Source organism: Streptomyces sp. NPDC048504 (assembly GCF_043200035.1).
Taxonomy (GTDB): Bacteria; Actinomycetota; Actinomycetes; order Streptomycetales; family Streptomycetaceae; genus Streptomyces.
On the sequence record NZ_JBICXA010000005.1, the window covers coordinates 66579 to 78008 of the forward strand.

At 70.0% G+C, this 11430-nt stretch carries 23 protein-coding genes; 3 read left to right on the forward strand and 20 right to left on the reverse strand.

The annotated features are described in order from the left end of the window. The first annotated feature begins 5 nt into the window (after window positions 1-5). A complete protein-coding gene (locus ACGFY9_RS14005) occupies window positions 6-353 on the forward strand; it encodes a DUF6221 family protein (protein WP_393753964.1) in 348 nt (115 codons plus the stop codon). 73 nt (window positions 354-426) lie between these two features. On the opposite strand, the gene ACGFY9_RS14010 is transcribed toward ACGFY9_RS14005, so the two are convergent. The 16 genes from ACGFY9_RS14010 to ACGFY9_RS14085 all read right to left on the reverse strand — a co-directional run bounded on the left by ACGFY9_RS14010 (window position 427) and on the right by ACGFY9_RS14085 (window position 9103). Continuing rightward, window positions 427-609 carry a hypothetical protein gene (locus ACGFY9_RS14010; RefSeq protein WP_393753965.1) on the reverse strand — a complete coding sequence of 61 codons (183 nt, stop codon included), beginning with the start codon at window positions 607-609 and terminating at the stop codon, window positions 427-429. Then, window positions 606-980, reverse strand: coding sequence for a hypothetical protein (locus tag ACGFY9_RS14015; protein ID WP_393753966.1), 375 nt, complete (start codon window positions 978-980; stop codon window positions 606-608). The genes ACGFY9_RS14010 and ACGFY9_RS14015 overlap by 4 nt, the downstream gene beginning before the upstream one ends. Beyond that, window positions 977-1186 carry a hypothetical protein gene (locus ACGFY9_RS14020; protein WP_393753967.1) on the reverse strand — a complete coding sequence of 70 codons (210 nt, stop codon included), beginning with the start codon at window positions 1184-1186 and terminating at the stop codon, window positions 977-979. The genes ACGFY9_RS14015 and ACGFY9_RS14020 overlap by 4 nt, the downstream gene beginning before the upstream one ends. Further along, entirely contained in the window at window positions 1179-1508 is a 330-nt protein-coding gene (locus ACGFY9_RS14025) for a hypothetical protein (RefSeq protein WP_393753968.1), read from the reverse strand. Before ACGFY9_RS14025 ends, ACGFY9_RS14020 begins: the two co-directional genes overlap by 8 nt. Further along, window positions 1508-2344: a DUF6085 family protein gene (locus ACGFY9_RS14030; protein ID WP_393753969.1), complete on the reverse strand. Its 837-nt coding sequence runs from the start codon at window positions 2342-2344 to the stop codon at window positions 1508-1510. Before ACGFY9_RS14030 ends, ACGFY9_RS14025 begins: the two co-directional genes overlap by 1 nt. Continuing rightward, a complete protein-coding gene (locus tag ACGFY9_RS14035) occupies window positions 2341-2745 on the reverse strand; it encodes a hypothetical protein (RefSeq protein WP_393753970.1) in 405 nt (134 codons plus the stop codon). Before ACGFY9_RS14035 ends, ACGFY9_RS14030 begins: the two co-directional genes overlap by 4 nt. Continuing rightward, window positions 2742-2924: a hypothetical protein gene (locus ACGFY9_RS14040; RefSeq protein WP_393753971.1), complete on the reverse strand. Its 183-nt coding sequence runs from the start codon at window positions 2922-2924 to the stop codon at window positions 2742-2744. The genes ACGFY9_RS14035 and ACGFY9_RS14040 overlap by 4 nt, the downstream gene beginning before the upstream one ends. Before the next feature lie 32 nt (window positions 2925-2956). Beyond that, window positions 2957-3229 carry a hypothetical protein gene (locus ACGFY9_RS14045; RefSeq protein ID WP_393753972.1) on the reverse strand — a complete coding sequence of 91 codons (273 nt, stop codon included), beginning with the start codon at window positions 3227-3229 and terminating at the stop codon, window positions 2957-2959. Then, a complete protein-coding gene (locus tag ACGFY9_RS14050; protein ID WP_393753973.1) occupies window positions 3226-3762 on the reverse strand; it encodes a hypothetical protein in 537 nt (178 codons plus the stop codon). The genes ACGFY9_RS14045 and ACGFY9_RS14050 overlap by 4 nt, the downstream gene beginning before the upstream one ends. 1 nt (window position 3763) lies before the next feature. Next, entirely contained in the window at window positions 3764-5077 is a 1314-nt protein-coding gene (locus ACGFY9_RS14055; protein WP_393753974.1) for a hypothetical protein, read from the reverse strand. A 74-nt stretch (window positions 5078-5151) separates the two neighbouring features. Further along, window positions 5152-5355, reverse strand: a complete 204-nt coding sequence (locus tag ACGFY9_RS14060) for a hypothetical protein (protein ID WP_393753975.1) — start codon at window positions 5353-5355, stop codon at window positions 5152-5154. 5 nt (window positions 5356-5360) lie between these two features. Next, window positions 5361-5981, reverse strand: coding sequence for a hypothetical protein (locus tag ACGFY9_RS14065; RefSeq protein ID WP_393753976.1), 621 nt, complete (start codon window positions 5979-5981; stop codon window positions 5361-5363). A 27-nt stretch (window positions 5982-6008) separates the two neighbouring features. Then, a complete protein-coding gene (locus ACGFY9_RS14070) occupies window positions 6009-6146 on the reverse strand; it encodes a hypothetical protein (protein ID WP_393753977.1) in 138 nt (45 codons plus the stop codon). A 47-nt stretch (window positions 6147-6193) separates the two neighbouring features. Next, on the reverse strand, window positions 6194-6520 hold the full coding sequence (locus ACGFY9_RS14075; protein WP_393753978.1) for a hypothetical protein: 327 nt from the start codon (window positions 6518-6520) through the stop codon (window positions 6194-6196). A gap of 85 nt (window positions 6521-6605) precedes the next feature. Beyond that, complete coding sequence (locus ACGFY9_RS14080; protein ID WP_393753979.1) at window positions 6606-7265, reverse strand: hypothetical protein; 660 nt, start codon at window positions 7263-7265, stop codon at window positions 6606-6608. Window positions 7266-7282: 17 nt separating this feature from the next. After that, window positions 7283-9103: an AAA family ATPase gene (locus tag ACGFY9_RS14085; protein WP_393753980.1), complete on the reverse strand. Its 1821-nt coding sequence runs from the start codon at window positions 9101-9103 to the stop codon at window positions 7283-7285. Between the two features lie 149 nt (window positions 9104-9252). Between ACGFY9_RS14085 and ACGFY9_RS14090 the strand changes: the two genes are divergently transcribed. Together ACGFY9_RS14090 and ACGFY9_RS14095 are read left to right on the forward strand one after the other, a co-directional pair. Next, the gene (locus ACGFY9_RS14090) at window positions 9253-9453 is read left to right on the forward strand and encodes a type II toxin-antitoxin system prevent-host-death family antitoxin (protein ID WP_393753981.1); all 201 of its coding nucleotides are present in this window, start codon (window positions 9253-9255) and stop codon (window positions 9451-9453) included. A gap of 15 nt (window positions 9454-9468) precedes the next feature. Next, window positions 9469-9912, forward strand: coding sequence for a GIY-YIG nuclease family protein (locus ACGFY9_RS14095; protein WP_393753982.1), 444 nt, complete (start codon window positions 9469-9471; stop codon window positions 9910-9912). A 2-nt stretch (window positions 9913-9914) separates the two neighbouring features. Here ACGFY9_RS14095 and ACGFY9_RS14100 read toward each other — a convergent pair whose 3' ends face one another. From ACGFY9_RS14100 to ACGFY9_RS14115, 4 genes are all read right to left on the reverse strand, one after another. After that, the gene (locus tag ACGFY9_RS14100; RefSeq protein WP_393753983.1) at window positions 9915-10244 is read right to left on the reverse strand and encodes a hypothetical protein; all 330 of its coding nucleotides are present in this window, start codon (window positions 10242-10244) and stop codon (window positions 9915-9917) included. After that, window positions 10244-10525, reverse strand: a complete 282-nt coding sequence (locus ACGFY9_RS14105; RefSeq protein WP_393753984.1) for a hypothetical protein — start codon at window positions 10523-10525, stop codon at window positions 10244-10246. The genes ACGFY9_RS14100 and ACGFY9_RS14105 overlap by 1 nt, the downstream gene beginning before the upstream one ends. Beyond that, window positions 10525-10845 (reverse strand): hypothetical protein, encoded by a 321-nt coding sequence (locus ACGFY9_RS14110; protein WP_393753985.1) that lies wholly within the window; start codon window positions 10843-10845, stop codon window positions 10525-10527. Before ACGFY9_RS14110 ends, ACGFY9_RS14105 begins: the two co-directional genes overlap by 1 nt. 143 nt (window positions 10846-10988) lie before the next feature. Then, window positions 10989-11426 (reverse strand): hypothetical protein, encoded by a 438-nt coding sequence (locus tag ACGFY9_RS14115; RefSeq protein WP_393753986.1) that lies wholly within the window; start codon window positions 11424-11426, stop codon window positions 10989-10991. Window positions 11427-11430 lie beyond the last annotated feature (4 nt).

Below are 11430 nucleotides of genomic sequence, written 5' to 3' on the forward strand. Positions count from 1 at the left end.
GCGGCATGGATGATCTCGTGCAGTGGCTGCGGGCCCAACTCGACGAAGACGAACGGATCTTGCGTGAGGCGAACACATCCCCCGAGATGGTGACCGGCATCCCGAGGTCGTATGCGGCGGCACCCGTGGCCCTGCACATTGGAGAGTTCGCCGGGCCGGAACGGGTGCTGCGGGAGATCGCAGCCAAGCGGAGCATGCTCGCCATTCACCGCCCGTACGTTCCGGAGCCAGACCAAGCCTGCCTCGGCTGCGCTGACGCGATCATGTTCAGGTGGTGCCCCATCGTCCGGCTTCTCGCTTTGCCGTATGCCGACAGGCCCGGCTACCGACCCGAGTGGGCGCCAACCCGGTAGCCGTGCAACGTTGAGGGCCCCCACCGCCGTCCGATGGGGGCCCTCACTGCTGTCCACACTCAGGATGCCACGGTCACCCGGCCGGTCCGGGCAGCGGTCCGCTGAGGAGGCGGGTGATCGTCTCGTAGGTGAACTCCTCGGACGCCGGCGCGGGTTGCACCTCGGGGGTGAGGACGAGCTGGCCGTCGGCGCGGTCCCACTGGTACGGCTTGCCGAACAGCCAGACGGTACGGAGCGCGTCAGGGTCACGCATCATGTCGGCGGCTCCTGGTGCTTGTAGTCGGACATGCCGCAGCGTGCGCACAAGCCGCTGCTCTCGGACGTGGCCGGTAGCCGGTACGCCGCGCACACAGCACCGTCCTCGTTCAGCAGCTCGGCGACAGCGCCCGGCTTGCCGTACGCCTCCAACCAGCGTGCCTTCAACTCCTCGTACGCCGCATCCGACATAGGCGCGGTCACGGTGACCTCGCCCCCGCCGGGGGTGGCAAAGGTGCGGCGCTCGGCGCGGATGGCGACGAGGAAATTCCGGGCCTGCTGCTGCGCGCGCCACGCGAGCGCGGCTCCGATCACGGCTGCGATGGCGGCAATCCAGGTGATGGCGGACGCGATGAGCTGGCTGGTCGTCACGACGGTTCCCCGTTCAGTGCGCGGATCGTGGCGCAGGGGAACGGCACGCTGGACTCGTGGGTGCACTCGGCGCAGGACTCGTACTCGTTGCGGTGCAGCTGCCGTACCCGCTTGATGCGGGCGCTGGCGGCGGCGAGCATTTCGGCGAGTTGGGTCTCGTCGAACGCGGCGAGGAGTGCTTCGGCGGCGGGGCTGACGTCAGACATCGGTCGGCTCCTCGGGCGATCCAGGCACGGCGTACACCGGCCAGCCCTCCGGCGGGTCCTCGACGAGCGGCGCCGTGCGCTCCTCCACCACCGGGTTGCGGCCGTCGAGCGTGTACTTGCTGCCCCGGTCATTGCGGGCGAAGGCGGTGTAGCGGATCACCCGGGCGTCCGGCGGCCCGTCGATGACGATGTCGTGGTCGACGGAGATGTCGCGGGTCTTGATGCCGTTGGCGCGCGCCCAGGCGCCGATGGCTTCGTCGCGTCCCTCGACTTGGTGAAGGTGCCACAGGGTCTTGCTGGAGATGAGGCGGGCGTCGGGCATCAGTGCTGCTCCGTGGTGGGTTCGGTGGTGCGTGTGTGTACTGGGCAGTCGGGGTGCGGGAGGGTGCCGCCGCATTCGCAGTGGTCCTCGGCGACGTGCCGGTCGCGCTCACGTTCGGCGGACTGCCGGGTGTGGTGTCCGAGGCCGAGCCATCCATCGCAGGTGCCGTCGGTGGTGCCCCAGCAGCGGAACAACCACAGCTCCTGACCGAAGTGGCGGTAGGGCTGAATGACGAGGCCGGTGTGCGGCTGGGTGGGGTCGGCGTCCATCTGCCGTACGGCCTCGGCGTGGGCGATGGCTTGCGTGTCGGTCTCGGCCATCTCGCGCCGCTCGTCTGGGTACTGCCGCAGGACCGGACCGACGGGCGGTGTCATGGCCGGGTCGGTGCCGGGGTCACTAGCGGCGAGGCGTTCGGGCTGGCGGCAGACGTCCCAGTCGCAGGGGCTGTCGGCCTCGGTGTGCCAGCACGTGGGGGCAACGGCGTCGTCATCTCCAGCGTCGTCGGTGCGCGTCAGTAGCTTGTCGACGGCGTCTGGGTCCGGGCAGTCGATCAACGTGCATACGACGTGGCCGCCGTCGCCGAGCATGAGGACACCGTGGCCGCAGGCGGGGCAGAAGCCCGCGACGTCGTTCGCGTGGATCGAGGGCAGCGGCGCGGCGCGTGCCAGTTCGCGGGCCGTGGTGCTCTCGCGGACTTCGATGTCAATGTGCCCAACGAGGAGCCGCGCCTCGTCCTGCGTGAGGGTGAGGCCGTTGGTGATGCGGGTGAGGAGCACGCCGAGGCTGTTGAGACGGGCGGTGCGGATCACGCCGCCGTCGGTGGGTTGGTCGGTCATGCTGCGCTGCTCCTGTCGTTGGGGCCGGATAGGTCGATGCGTGCGGCCAACTGCTGGAAGACGGCCTCGTCGTGTGCGCTGAGCCGGTACCGGTCACGCCGGGCGAGGGGCGGCCGGGTGCAGTCAGGGCCGTGGACGACGCCGTTGGAGTGGGTCCAGAACTGGCAGCACGGGGGCGGGAGTTCGGCCGGCCCTGCCGCCGCGCGCTGTACCTGGCCGTGGCGGGCGAGGATGCGGCGGTGGTCGGCGCGGGCGCGGTTGGCGCAGCACCAGAGGACGGTGGCGGCGTAGAGGCCGGGGAGTGCGAGCCAGTAGCTGATGGTGGCGGAGTAGAGGGCGAAGGCGGTGAGGAGGATGGTGGCGGTGGTGCAGGTGCGGGCGGTGCGCAGGCTCGGCGTCATCGCTGCGCCTCGATTTTCGCGATGGCCCGGAACCGCCACTCGGTCTCTGTGCCCTTGACCATGACGCGGAGTCCGGAGTATCCGACGCCGGAGATGTAGCCGTTGACCTGGGTGCCGTCGACGAGAGTGAGCGAGGCGTGGGTGTTCTCGTGAGGCTTCGCTTCGGTTTCGCTGATCACGTGTGTCTCCTGCGGGTGGGGTGTCGGGCCGGTCATGCTGCTTCCCGGTACGTCTGAGGCTCTGTGCGCCTGTTGGGGCGTCTGGCGTGGGTGCGGGCGAACATCCGGGCCCTGAGCCGCCCACGCGCCCACGACGGCCCGGCCAGCACGCGCCGCGTGGTCTTCACGCCCTGCGCGATGACCGCGATCCCCGTGAACAGGCAGACGGTGAGGACGAACGCGCCGGCGGCGATCCAGGCGAGGATGGCGCGGCAGACGACGAACAGGGTGTCGACGGCCTCGGCGAAGAGCTGCGCGGTGGTCACTGCGACCCGTCCTCGCCCACGTCGTCGGCCCAGCGGCGCCCCTGCGCGGTCACGTGCTGCTTGTGCGGGCCCTCGACGATGCAGCGCTCTACGGGCGCGTCCCCCTCCGGTAGGAGGCACGCCGTACACGGGGCCGGTTCGGGTTCATCGTCGGTGGGGTCCCACGTCGCCAGTACGTCGCGGTCGGTGGTGGCCCACACCCGGGTCGGGCACGGGTACCGCTGCTCGCACTCGACGCAGAGGCCGCTGACCAGACCGCCGGGGAACCGCTCCGGGACGTGCGCCCCGGCGATGCGAGCCAGCCTGTCGGCGGGGTCGTTGAGGACGATGCGGGTGGCGCCGCCGTGCCCGTGGACGGCCTTGATAGAGGCGATGCTCGGGTGTGGGGTGGTGGTGGGCCAGGTGCCGAGCCAGTGGACGGCGGCATGCCCGTCGCTGAAGATCACGCCTTCGGCAACCTTGCCGGTGCCGGAGACGCCACTCACGTCGGTGTCGCGGATGAGGTCGAACAGGGTGGGCTTCTTGTCGGCCATGTCAGTTCTCCTTGCCGGGCTGGGACACGGGAGCCTCGTCGGCGTGGCAGGGGCAGAGCGGCGGGCAGGCGTCGGGGGTGCAGATGCACTCCTGGACGGACTGCGTCTCGTCTGTCGGTTCCTCGCCAGCCACGGCCGCGACAACGGCGGGCTGGTACTGCGGGCAGTCTGCGTAGTGCCCGAGCGGAACGAACGCGTCCCCAGCAGCACCGCACGTGCAGGGTCGGTATGTCTCGCAGTCGCACGTCCAGCAGGCGCCCATGTTGGCTTCGTGCTCGGGTTCGATGTGCCCGCACAGGCAGGGCGTGTACTCCGGCCCTTGCTGCGACGGCGCGGCCTGCTGTTGCGCCTCGACGGCCACGCGACGCTCCATGTCGTCAGCGACCGCACAGTGGCAAGCCATCCACGAACCCTCGGCGCTCTCGCTGTCGGGGTGGTCCGGGCAGTGGGCGCGGATCCTGGCGGCCTCCTCGCGCAGTACGGCGGCCCGGTTGGCGGGCACGTCGGCCTCCATCTGCCGGACGCGGGTCTCGGCCTTGTCGCCGCGTTCCTGCCACGCGAACCGCTCCTCGGCCATCTCCTGCCGCTGCTCCAGGAGTCGACGGCTCGCCTCGGTGAGCTGCCCGACCTCGGCGACCAGGTCTTCGGCCCGGTCGCGGATCGCCTCCCAGGTTGCTCCCGTGCCGAGACGGAGCGCCTGCGACAGGGCGAGCCGGTACGCCTCCTCGGCAGGCGTGCGGCTTGGCACCGGCCTGGACGGCGTTGTGTTCGGCCGGTGCAGCAGTTCCAGCTCCCGCAGCGTGAGGCGCCGCAGCACGGGCATGATCGCGTCGGCGAGGTCGCCACGGCGCATGTCGGGCCGGTAGTCGGCCTGTTCGAGCGCCTCGGCGATCTGGTCGCGTAGTTCGGGGCGGACGGCAGGCACGGCGCCGTAGGTGTCTGGCGGTGCGGTCACGATCTGCACGGGGACACCGGCCGCCATCATGCGGTCGATCGCCGACTCGGTGAGCTCCGTGTCGTCGGGCTCGACGGCGGGGACGGGCTCGAACTGCGCGGCGAAGTCCGCCGGACTCTCTTCGTAGAACTCCTCGCCGATCTTCACCACCCAGTAGCCCGGCTCCAGGCCGCGCCATGTGCCGTGCTTCGACTCCCGCACGGCGGCGGAAGCGTCCGGGTTCTCGGTGCGGTCCTCGGGATCGATCTCCTCGAAGTCGGGCCCGCAGAAGGCGCGCAACTCGTCGGCGTTGGTGCCGGTCCACTGGATGGCTTCGATCTCTTCGGAGCGGTGGCGGTAGCGATGCGGGTTGGTGGTCATGGTGTGGCTCCTTCGTGATGGGATCGGACCGGGCCGGCCGCCCCTGATTGCTGCAGGGGCGGCCGTGTCCGTGGTCACGTGGCGATGCGGATCTCGGCGAGCAGCACACCGTCAGCGATCTGCCGGTGCAGCTGGCGGAGCCGCCCGAACGCGAGGCTGTCGCGCCGGTTCAGCGCGCGCCTGGTGACGTCCGAAAGGGCGTACCAGCAGGTGATGCACAGGTATTTGCCGGGGCCTTTCATGCCGTCGGGGCAGGCGGGGCAGCGGGTGGGTGCCATGACGGTCACTCACCCGCCGCGGCGGCCGGGGCGGCGTGGACGGTGAAGGTGCCGTCGGGGTGCCGGATCAGCCAGTCCCCGAAGCGGGCGACGACGCGGTCCTCTCCGGCGCCGACGCGCAGGCCGACGACGATGGTCTTCTTGCCGGTGTCGTCCCACTCCCAGTAGCCCTTGGCGTACACGCCGAGCTGGTCGATGTCGTGGTCGACGCGGCTGATGCTGCGCTCGGTCACCTCCCACGTCGTGCAGCCCGCGGCCACCAGCGGGGCAAGCGGCCACCACGCCTCGTGCTTCTCCTGCCGGCACAGCGCGCACCACTCGCCGTGCAACGTGGCCGAGCCGCACTCAGTGCAGTCGGTTGCCACTCGCCCGTCGGGCAGCTCCTTGCCGCGGTGCGACGCGTACCAGGCTGCGATGCAGGTGTCGCAGATCCCGGCCGGGAAGGTGTCGCCGTCGTCTCCGACGGTGCGCAGTCCCTCGGCGGGGACGACGGCGAGCCGGTTGCAGCCGGTCGGGGCGAGCTGGCCGGGGGACGGCTTTCCGCAGAACCCGGGTAGGAGGTGCCGGACGTCGGGGGCTGCGGTGGCGTAGGGGCTGTGCGGGTTGGGGTCGAGGCGATCGGGCATTGGGTGTCCTCTCGGAGTGGCGGGCGGTCAGTCGGCCATGACGCGGCGCTCGAAGGCGCGGCAGTCACAGGCGCAGCGGTGGGACATGTCGCAGGGGCAGGGCTCGGCGCAGTAGTGCTCGCGGCAGTAGTCGCAGTACGAGCTGCCGCAGTCTTCGCAGGGCATCGGGTTCTCCTTGCTGACCGACTGGCCAGTTGGCGGACGGAAGTGGATCAGCCGCAGATGACGCAGCGGTGGTCGGCGATCTCGGTGTCACGGCAGCGGTCGACGCAGCCGCGGCAGTACGGGGTGGCGGCGTACTGCGCGCGGCCGTCGAAGGCGGTGTCGGCCGGGTCGAAGGGCTTCTTGCACTTCCCGCACACCCCGGCGGCCGGCTGCTCCTCGTCGGAGACCGTGACGGACTCCAGCAGGCTGTGCAGCTGGTCCCCGCCCGCGCTGACCTTGTCGGCCCGGATCTGGCCGAGGTCGTCACGGACGGCTTCGGCTTCCTCGGCGGTGAGGGTGACGTGGATGGCGTCGGCGGTGCGGTTGATCTTCATGGGCGATGCCTTTCGTGGACGGGGCGAATCGTGGGCCGCGTTGGTGTGGGCCGCGCACGACGGCCGGCGGATGGACGCGACGCGGTCAGGTGTTGGGTGTCTCGCCGTGCTCGAAGCGGGCCGTACGGGCGGCGGTGTAGGCCCTGTGCAGTCGGTAGTCCGTGGTGCGGCTGTCCATGGCTGCGATGCCCGTGAAGGGGAATTCGCCGGGGTCTGGAAGGTCCGGCGCGGAGGAGGCTCTGTCCCCTTCGGCCCAGACGTCGGCGCCGGCTCCGGCTGTGAATGTGGCCCAGTTGCGTACGACGCCCTTGCGGTGCTGGAGGATCGAGTGCACGGGGTGATCGGTGTGCGGCCTGTAGTCGCGGGGGATGGGGCCGAGGACGAGGAGTCCGCGGCTGCTGCCGTAACCGGAGTCGGTGACGTGCGGGAGGAAGCCTCCGAAGTCGATGGCCTCGGCGTAGAGAGAGGCTTTCTCCATCAGCGCGGCTTCGCTGCCTTTGACTTCGACCCAGGTCTGGGTGTCTGGCAGCCAGAAGTCCGGGAGGTAGTGCTCGTGCTTTCCCGAGCAGTTCCGTCGGCCTTCGAACAGGGGCTGGTCGCAGTCGCAGAAGGTTCGGTTCTCGTATCCCTGTGGCTCGTACTCCCAGGCGATGCCGAGGGTGTTGAGGAAGACGGCCCAACGGGCTTCGAGGCGGGACCGGAAGCGGTGGCCGGCGTAGCGGGTTTCGATGGCGGTGATCGTCATGTGGGGTTCCTTGGTGGTCATGCGGCGTTGTGGTGGGTTTCGTGCTGGGGGTGCGCGGGCCTGTCGGGGTGGCTCTCGATGGCGGGGGCGCAGCCGGAGCAGGTGGTGTGTCCGTGGTCGGCTCGGTAGGCGCTGAGGGGTTGTGTGCAGATGGTGCAGAGGGGTTCTTGGGATCCGTGGTGTTCCTGCGTTCCCGCCCCCGTCCCTCCCTTGGAGGGAGGGACGGGGGGAACGGGGGGCGTTCCTGGCGTTCCCCCGGTGTTACCGGGGAACGTCTGACCTGCACCGTTATGCTCCTGTGACCCGTTCCGGGGAACGTTACCGGGGAACGTCTCCGGGAACGGGTCGGGGGAACGCTGCGGGGGAACGTCTACGGGGTCCGTTTTGGCCCGGTTCTGGCGCATCTTGACGACGCGGCTGACCTTGTCGGAACCGGCCGCGATCTGGAGGTCAGCGAGCTTCGCCTTCACGACCCTGTTCCCGGCGTCGAGGGGTACGCCGGCGCGGTCCAGGGCGGCGGCGATGTACTCGTCCGTGCCGGGGATGGCGGCCATGCCGGAGACGGGTTCGGTCTCGTACGTCATCAGGACGTGGCGGGTGCCGCCGAGGGCCCAGTGGTCGCCGTCGCGGCGGGACTGGCGCAGCAGGACGAAGTCGTCGGGGCCGATGCCGGTGCGGGTGTGGGTGCGCTTGAGGGTGAGGGTGCCGCCGCCCTGATACCCGAGTTCCCATACGTGGTCGACGTCCTGGGTCTTGGCGGAGGAGCCTCGGCCGCCGCGGTCCTTGTCCTTGCCGAAGTGGTCGAGGCGTACGGACGCGATGCGGTCGCGCTTCAACGGCAGCAGCGTGTGCCGGTACAGGCTGAGCCAGGTGTCGGCGTCGTTCTCGGGGCCGCCGATGAACCGGGACACGGTGTCGATGACGACGAGTTCGGCGCCAGTGGCCTTGACGAGGGCGATCAGGTCGGCGCCGCCGCCCGCAGTGTCGAGGGGTCGGACGGGCGGGAAGCTGGCGTATCGCAGTTCGCCCATGGCGCGCGGCCCGGCGCCGAAGGAGAGGAATCGTTCCTGGACTTGCTCCTGCCCGTTCTCCGCGTCGAGGTAGAGGATGCGCACGGGGTCCTGCGGGGCGTCGCCGAGGAAGCTCTGCCCGGTGGCCATGCGCCACATCCACTCCTGGCAGAAGAGGGACTTGCCGGCCTTGCCGTCGCCGACGAGGGTGATCTGCTGGCCGGGGCCCATGAGTTTGCCGGGCAGGAGCTGGATGGCGCCGAAGTCGGTGGTGAAGAAGTCGTCCCAGTTGAGGAGACTGGCGACGAGGTGGGCGGGTCCGCGTCCGGTGTTCTCGCGGAGGGCTTCGCCTTGTTGGAACTCGGCGACCATCTCGGCGAGTTCGTCGCCGGTGGCGCCCCGGTCGATCGCGGCCTTCAGCGCGATTTGGTGGGAGTCGTAGCGGCGGGTGCGCGCGGTGTCGGCGACGCGCACGGCGAACGCTGCGGCCATGCCCGGCGTGATGGTGCTGCTGCCGAGCTTGTAGAGGAGCGCGCCGCCCTCGACGCGGTGGAGCTGGCCCTGCTTCTCCAACTCTGCGCGGATGAGCGCGGGGTGGGACTGCTGGCCGGTGGCGTGGAGGCCTGCGGCGGTGTCCCAGATGAGCTGGTGGGCGGGCTTGTACAGGTCGTCGCGGTTGATGAGGAGGGTGCACTCGTCGTATGCCTGCTTGGAGTGCATGACGACGCCGACGACGAACTCTTCGGCCTCGTTGTCGTGGGGCGGGGGCGTGCGGTTGAGGCCGTCCTGGTCCGCCTGGTCGCGCGGCTTGTGGCGGACGTTCTCCACGGGCTAGCTCCTTGGTACGGGTCAAGACTTCGGCGTGGGCGCTGTATATGCAGGTCAGGGCATAGGTGTTGCCCTCCAGGTCAGGGTGGTTCGATGCATGCCCTAGTGTACACTTGGGTACGCTTGCGTACCTCAGCTACCCTGGGTGTATGCCTGCGAACACAAGCGCTGAGATCGGCATCCGCGAACTGCGGGCCGCACTGTCCGACGTCGTGAACGAGACCGCTGTTTACGGCCGGATCACCTACGTGACCAGCCGGGGCCGTCGGGTAGCCGCGATCGTCCCCGTGCCAGAGGCCGAAGCCATCGAGGCGAAGAAGCAGCCGGAGGGGGGCAACTCCCCGGCCTGATCGAGGAGTTCGCCCATGTGGCTCAATGACCAGCCGACCGCCCTGTACCGCTTCTTCGACGCGGACGGGGCGCTGCTCTATGTCGGCATTACCGCCGACCTCGAGAAGCGCTGGTCCGGTCATCAGAGCAACAAGGCGTGGTGGCCGGACGTAGCGGAGAAGACTGTGAAGTGGCACGCCGACCGGTCGTCGGCCCTGTCTGCCGAGCTGGAGGCCATTCGGTCGGAGGCGCCCCGATACAACGTGGCCGGTTCGCCATGGGCTCCTGGCGCCCGCGAACTGGAAGCTGACGAACTGAGCAGCGGGCAGGCCAAAGAGGTGCTGCGAGGCGTTGAGCTCGGTGCCCAGATCGGCGACCCTCTGTTCATCGTGGACCGCACCAAGAGCAGGAAGCACGCTGCAGTCCTGGTCTCGCCCGACTGGTACGAGCGCGCGAAGGCCGCGCTCGGCGACGGCTGACATCACCACAGCGTTTCCTCCGCCCTGCCCCCGGCTGGCGTCCCCGCCGGACAGCGGTGTTCGATCACAGCCCCGTGCTTGCACGCGCTTCGGCACGCCCACCGCAGCTCCGTGCTTCCGCCGGCCAGAACCGCGAGGCACCACACCAGCCGGTTCGGCTCGGCCAGTGCGACCGCGTCGGCCCGCGGGATGGGTTCGGCGTCGGCGGTCACCTTCAACGCGGCGCGCTGGCCCACGAGTTGGGTGATGACCGGGGTGTTGCAGTGCGCGCACGGGCGAGGCCCGGCCGTGGAGCGGCGGGAGTCGGCGCCTCCCCGCGGCCGGGCGGCCATCAGGCCGCGACCAGCTGCTCGTGCAGCGCCACGCAGGCGTCACACGTGCACGTTCGGACGACGAACCCGCCGCCCTCGGACGGCAGGCCCTCGCCGGGGATGATGATCCGCTCGACGGGCTTGGCCTTCAGGTCGAAGGTCGGGATGACCTCCGGCTCCGGCATCGGCCCGCACGGCCGCTGGCAGGTGGCGACGCAACCTCCGAGGCTTTCGCCTCCGCCGTCCTGGCGGTGGTTGAGGTCGCTGTGTCCGCAGTCGCAGCGGTGTCCGATGTAGGCCATCAGGCGACCTCGCCCTCGTGCTGGAAGAGGGTGCCCTCGGAGGTGCGCCGGTCGTACATCTCCCGCTGCACAGCCCGGAGTCGGCCCGCGGAGACCTCGTCTCCGGCAACCTCGACGCTCGTCACCCGCACCTTGACGGTCGGGTTCTTCTCCTCGTCGGGGCCGGGCTCGCTGCGCTCGACGTGGGACAGCTCGACGACGGCCATCCACCGGCCGCGGCGCTGCTTGAACATTTCGGTGGCGTGGGGTTCGAGGGCTTCGGCGACGTCGGTCAGCACCTTGCTGTCGAACTTGACGTCGGCGTCGATGTGAAGGGTCATGTGCGGTGGTGCCTTTCTGGTTGGTGGTGCTGGTGTGGTTTTGGTGGGCCGGGTGCACCCCTGCTTGGGGGAAGTGGGGGTGCACCCGGGTGGCGGTCGCAGCGCTGGGGGGCGCTGGTCACGTCGACCGCCCGTCAGTTGGCTCAGAGGCCCTCGGCGATGACCTCGGCGACGCCGTTGATGAAGGACTGCCGCACGTCGTTCGGCATGCCGGGATCGAACGCGAAGTGGACGCGGACGATGGCCTTGTCGTCGCCCTTCAGGGACAGGCAGTCGTCGGTGGGCTCCAGCCGGTCGGCGCCCATCTCGACGGCCCACGCGGACAGGTCGGCGGCCTTGCCGAGGAGGTCGTCGATGCCGCGCTGTGCTGCGTCGAAGTCGTCGGGGTCGAGCTGCTCCCACGTCTTTCCGGTGACGGGCTCGGTCCCCGTGGCGGGGTCGGGGTCGACGACGGTGGAGTCGATGAAGCGGCCGTCCATGCGTTCGCCGATGCCCATGAAGTCGGGGTCTTCGACGGAGAGGGCGCGTTGGTAGGCGGCTTCGACTCGGAGGTCTTCGTCGGTGTACGGCTGGTCGGTCATCGTG

What these genes read in the sequence shown, in the direction of transcription:
- ACGFY9_RS14090 (WP_393753981.1), top strand. Translation starts at nt 9,253, where the DNA reads ATGCCTGCGAACACAAGCGCTGAGATCGGCATCCGCGAACTGCGGGCC.
- ACGFY9_RS14035 (WP_393753970.1), bottom strand. Translation starts at nt 2,745, where the DNA reads ATGACGCCGAGCCTGCGCACCGCCCGCACCTGCACCACCGCCACCATC.
- ACGFY9_RS14030 (WP_393753969.1), bottom strand. Translation starts at nt 2,344, where the DNA reads ATGACCGACCAACCCACCGACGGCGGCGTGATCCGCACCGCCCGTCTC.
- ACGFY9_RS14075 (WP_393753978.1), bottom strand. Translation starts at nt 6,520, where the DNA reads ATGAAGATCAACCGCACCGCCGACGCCATCCACGTCACCCTCACCGCC.
- ACGFY9_RS14005 (WP_393753964.1), top strand. Translation starts at nt 6, where the DNA reads ATGGATGATCTCGTGCAGTGGCTGCGGGCCCAACTCGACGAAGACGAA.
- ACGFY9_RS14095 (WP_393753982.1), top strand. Translation starts at nt 9,469, where the DNA reads ATGTGGCTCAATGACCAGCCGACCGCCCTGTACCGCTTCTTCGACGCG.
- ACGFY9_RS14065 (WP_393753976.1), bottom strand. Translation starts at nt 5,981, where the DNA reads ATGCCCGATCGCCTCGACCCCAACCCGCACAGCCCCTACGCCACCGCA.
- ACGFY9_RS14010 (WP_393753965.1), bottom strand. Translation starts at nt 609, where the DNA reads ATGATGCGTGACCCTGACGCGCTCCGTACCGTCTGGCTGTTCGGCAAG.
- ACGFY9_RS14115 (WP_393753986.1), bottom strand. Translation starts at nt 11,426, where the DNA reads ATGACCGACCAGCCGTACACCGACGAAGACCTCCGAGTCGAAGCCGCC.
- ACGFY9_RS14025 (WP_393753968.1), bottom strand. Translation starts at nt 1,508, where the DNA reads ATGCCCGACGCCCGCCTCATCTCCAGCAAGACCCTGTGGCACCTTCAC.
- ACGFY9_RS14110 (WP_393753985.1), bottom strand. Translation starts at nt 10,845, where the DNA reads ATGACCCTTCACATCGACGCCGACGTCAAGTTCGACAGCAAGGTGCTG.
- ACGFY9_RS14070 (WP_393753977.1), bottom strand. Translation starts at nt 6,146, where the DNA reads ATGCCCTGCGAAGACTGCGGCAGCTCGTACTGCGACTACTGCCGCGAG.
- ACGFY9_RS14050 (WP_393753973.1), bottom strand. Translation starts at nt 3,762, where the DNA reads ATGGCCGACAAGAAGCCCACCCTGTTCGACCTCATCCGCGACACCGAC.
- ACGFY9_RS14060 (WP_393753975.1), bottom strand. Translation starts at nt 5,355, where the DNA reads ATGGCACCCACCCGCTGCCCCGCCTGCCCCGACGGCATGAAAGGCCCC.
- ACGFY9_RS14020 (WP_393753967.1), bottom strand. Translation starts at nt 1,186, where the DNA reads ATGTCTGACGTCAGCCCCGCCGCCGAAGCACTCCTCGCCGCGTTCGAC.
- ACGFY9_RS14105 (WP_393753984.1), bottom strand. Translation starts at nt 10,525, where the DNA reads ATGGCCTACATCGGACACCGCTGCGACTGCGGACACAGCGACCTCAAC.
- ACGFY9_RS14100 (WP_393753983.1), bottom strand. Translation starts at nt 10,244, where the DNA reads ATGGCCGCCCGGCCGCGGGGAGGCGCCGACTCCCGCCGCTCCACGGCC.
- ACGFY9_RS14055 (WP_393753974.1), bottom strand. Translation starts at nt 5,077, where the DNA reads ATGACCACCAACCCGCATCGCTACCGCCACCGCTCCGAAGAGATCGAA.
- ACGFY9_RS14080 (WP_393753979.1), bottom strand. Translation starts at nt 7,265, where the DNA reads ATGACGATCACCGCCATCGAAACCCGCTACGCCGGCCACCGCTTCCGG.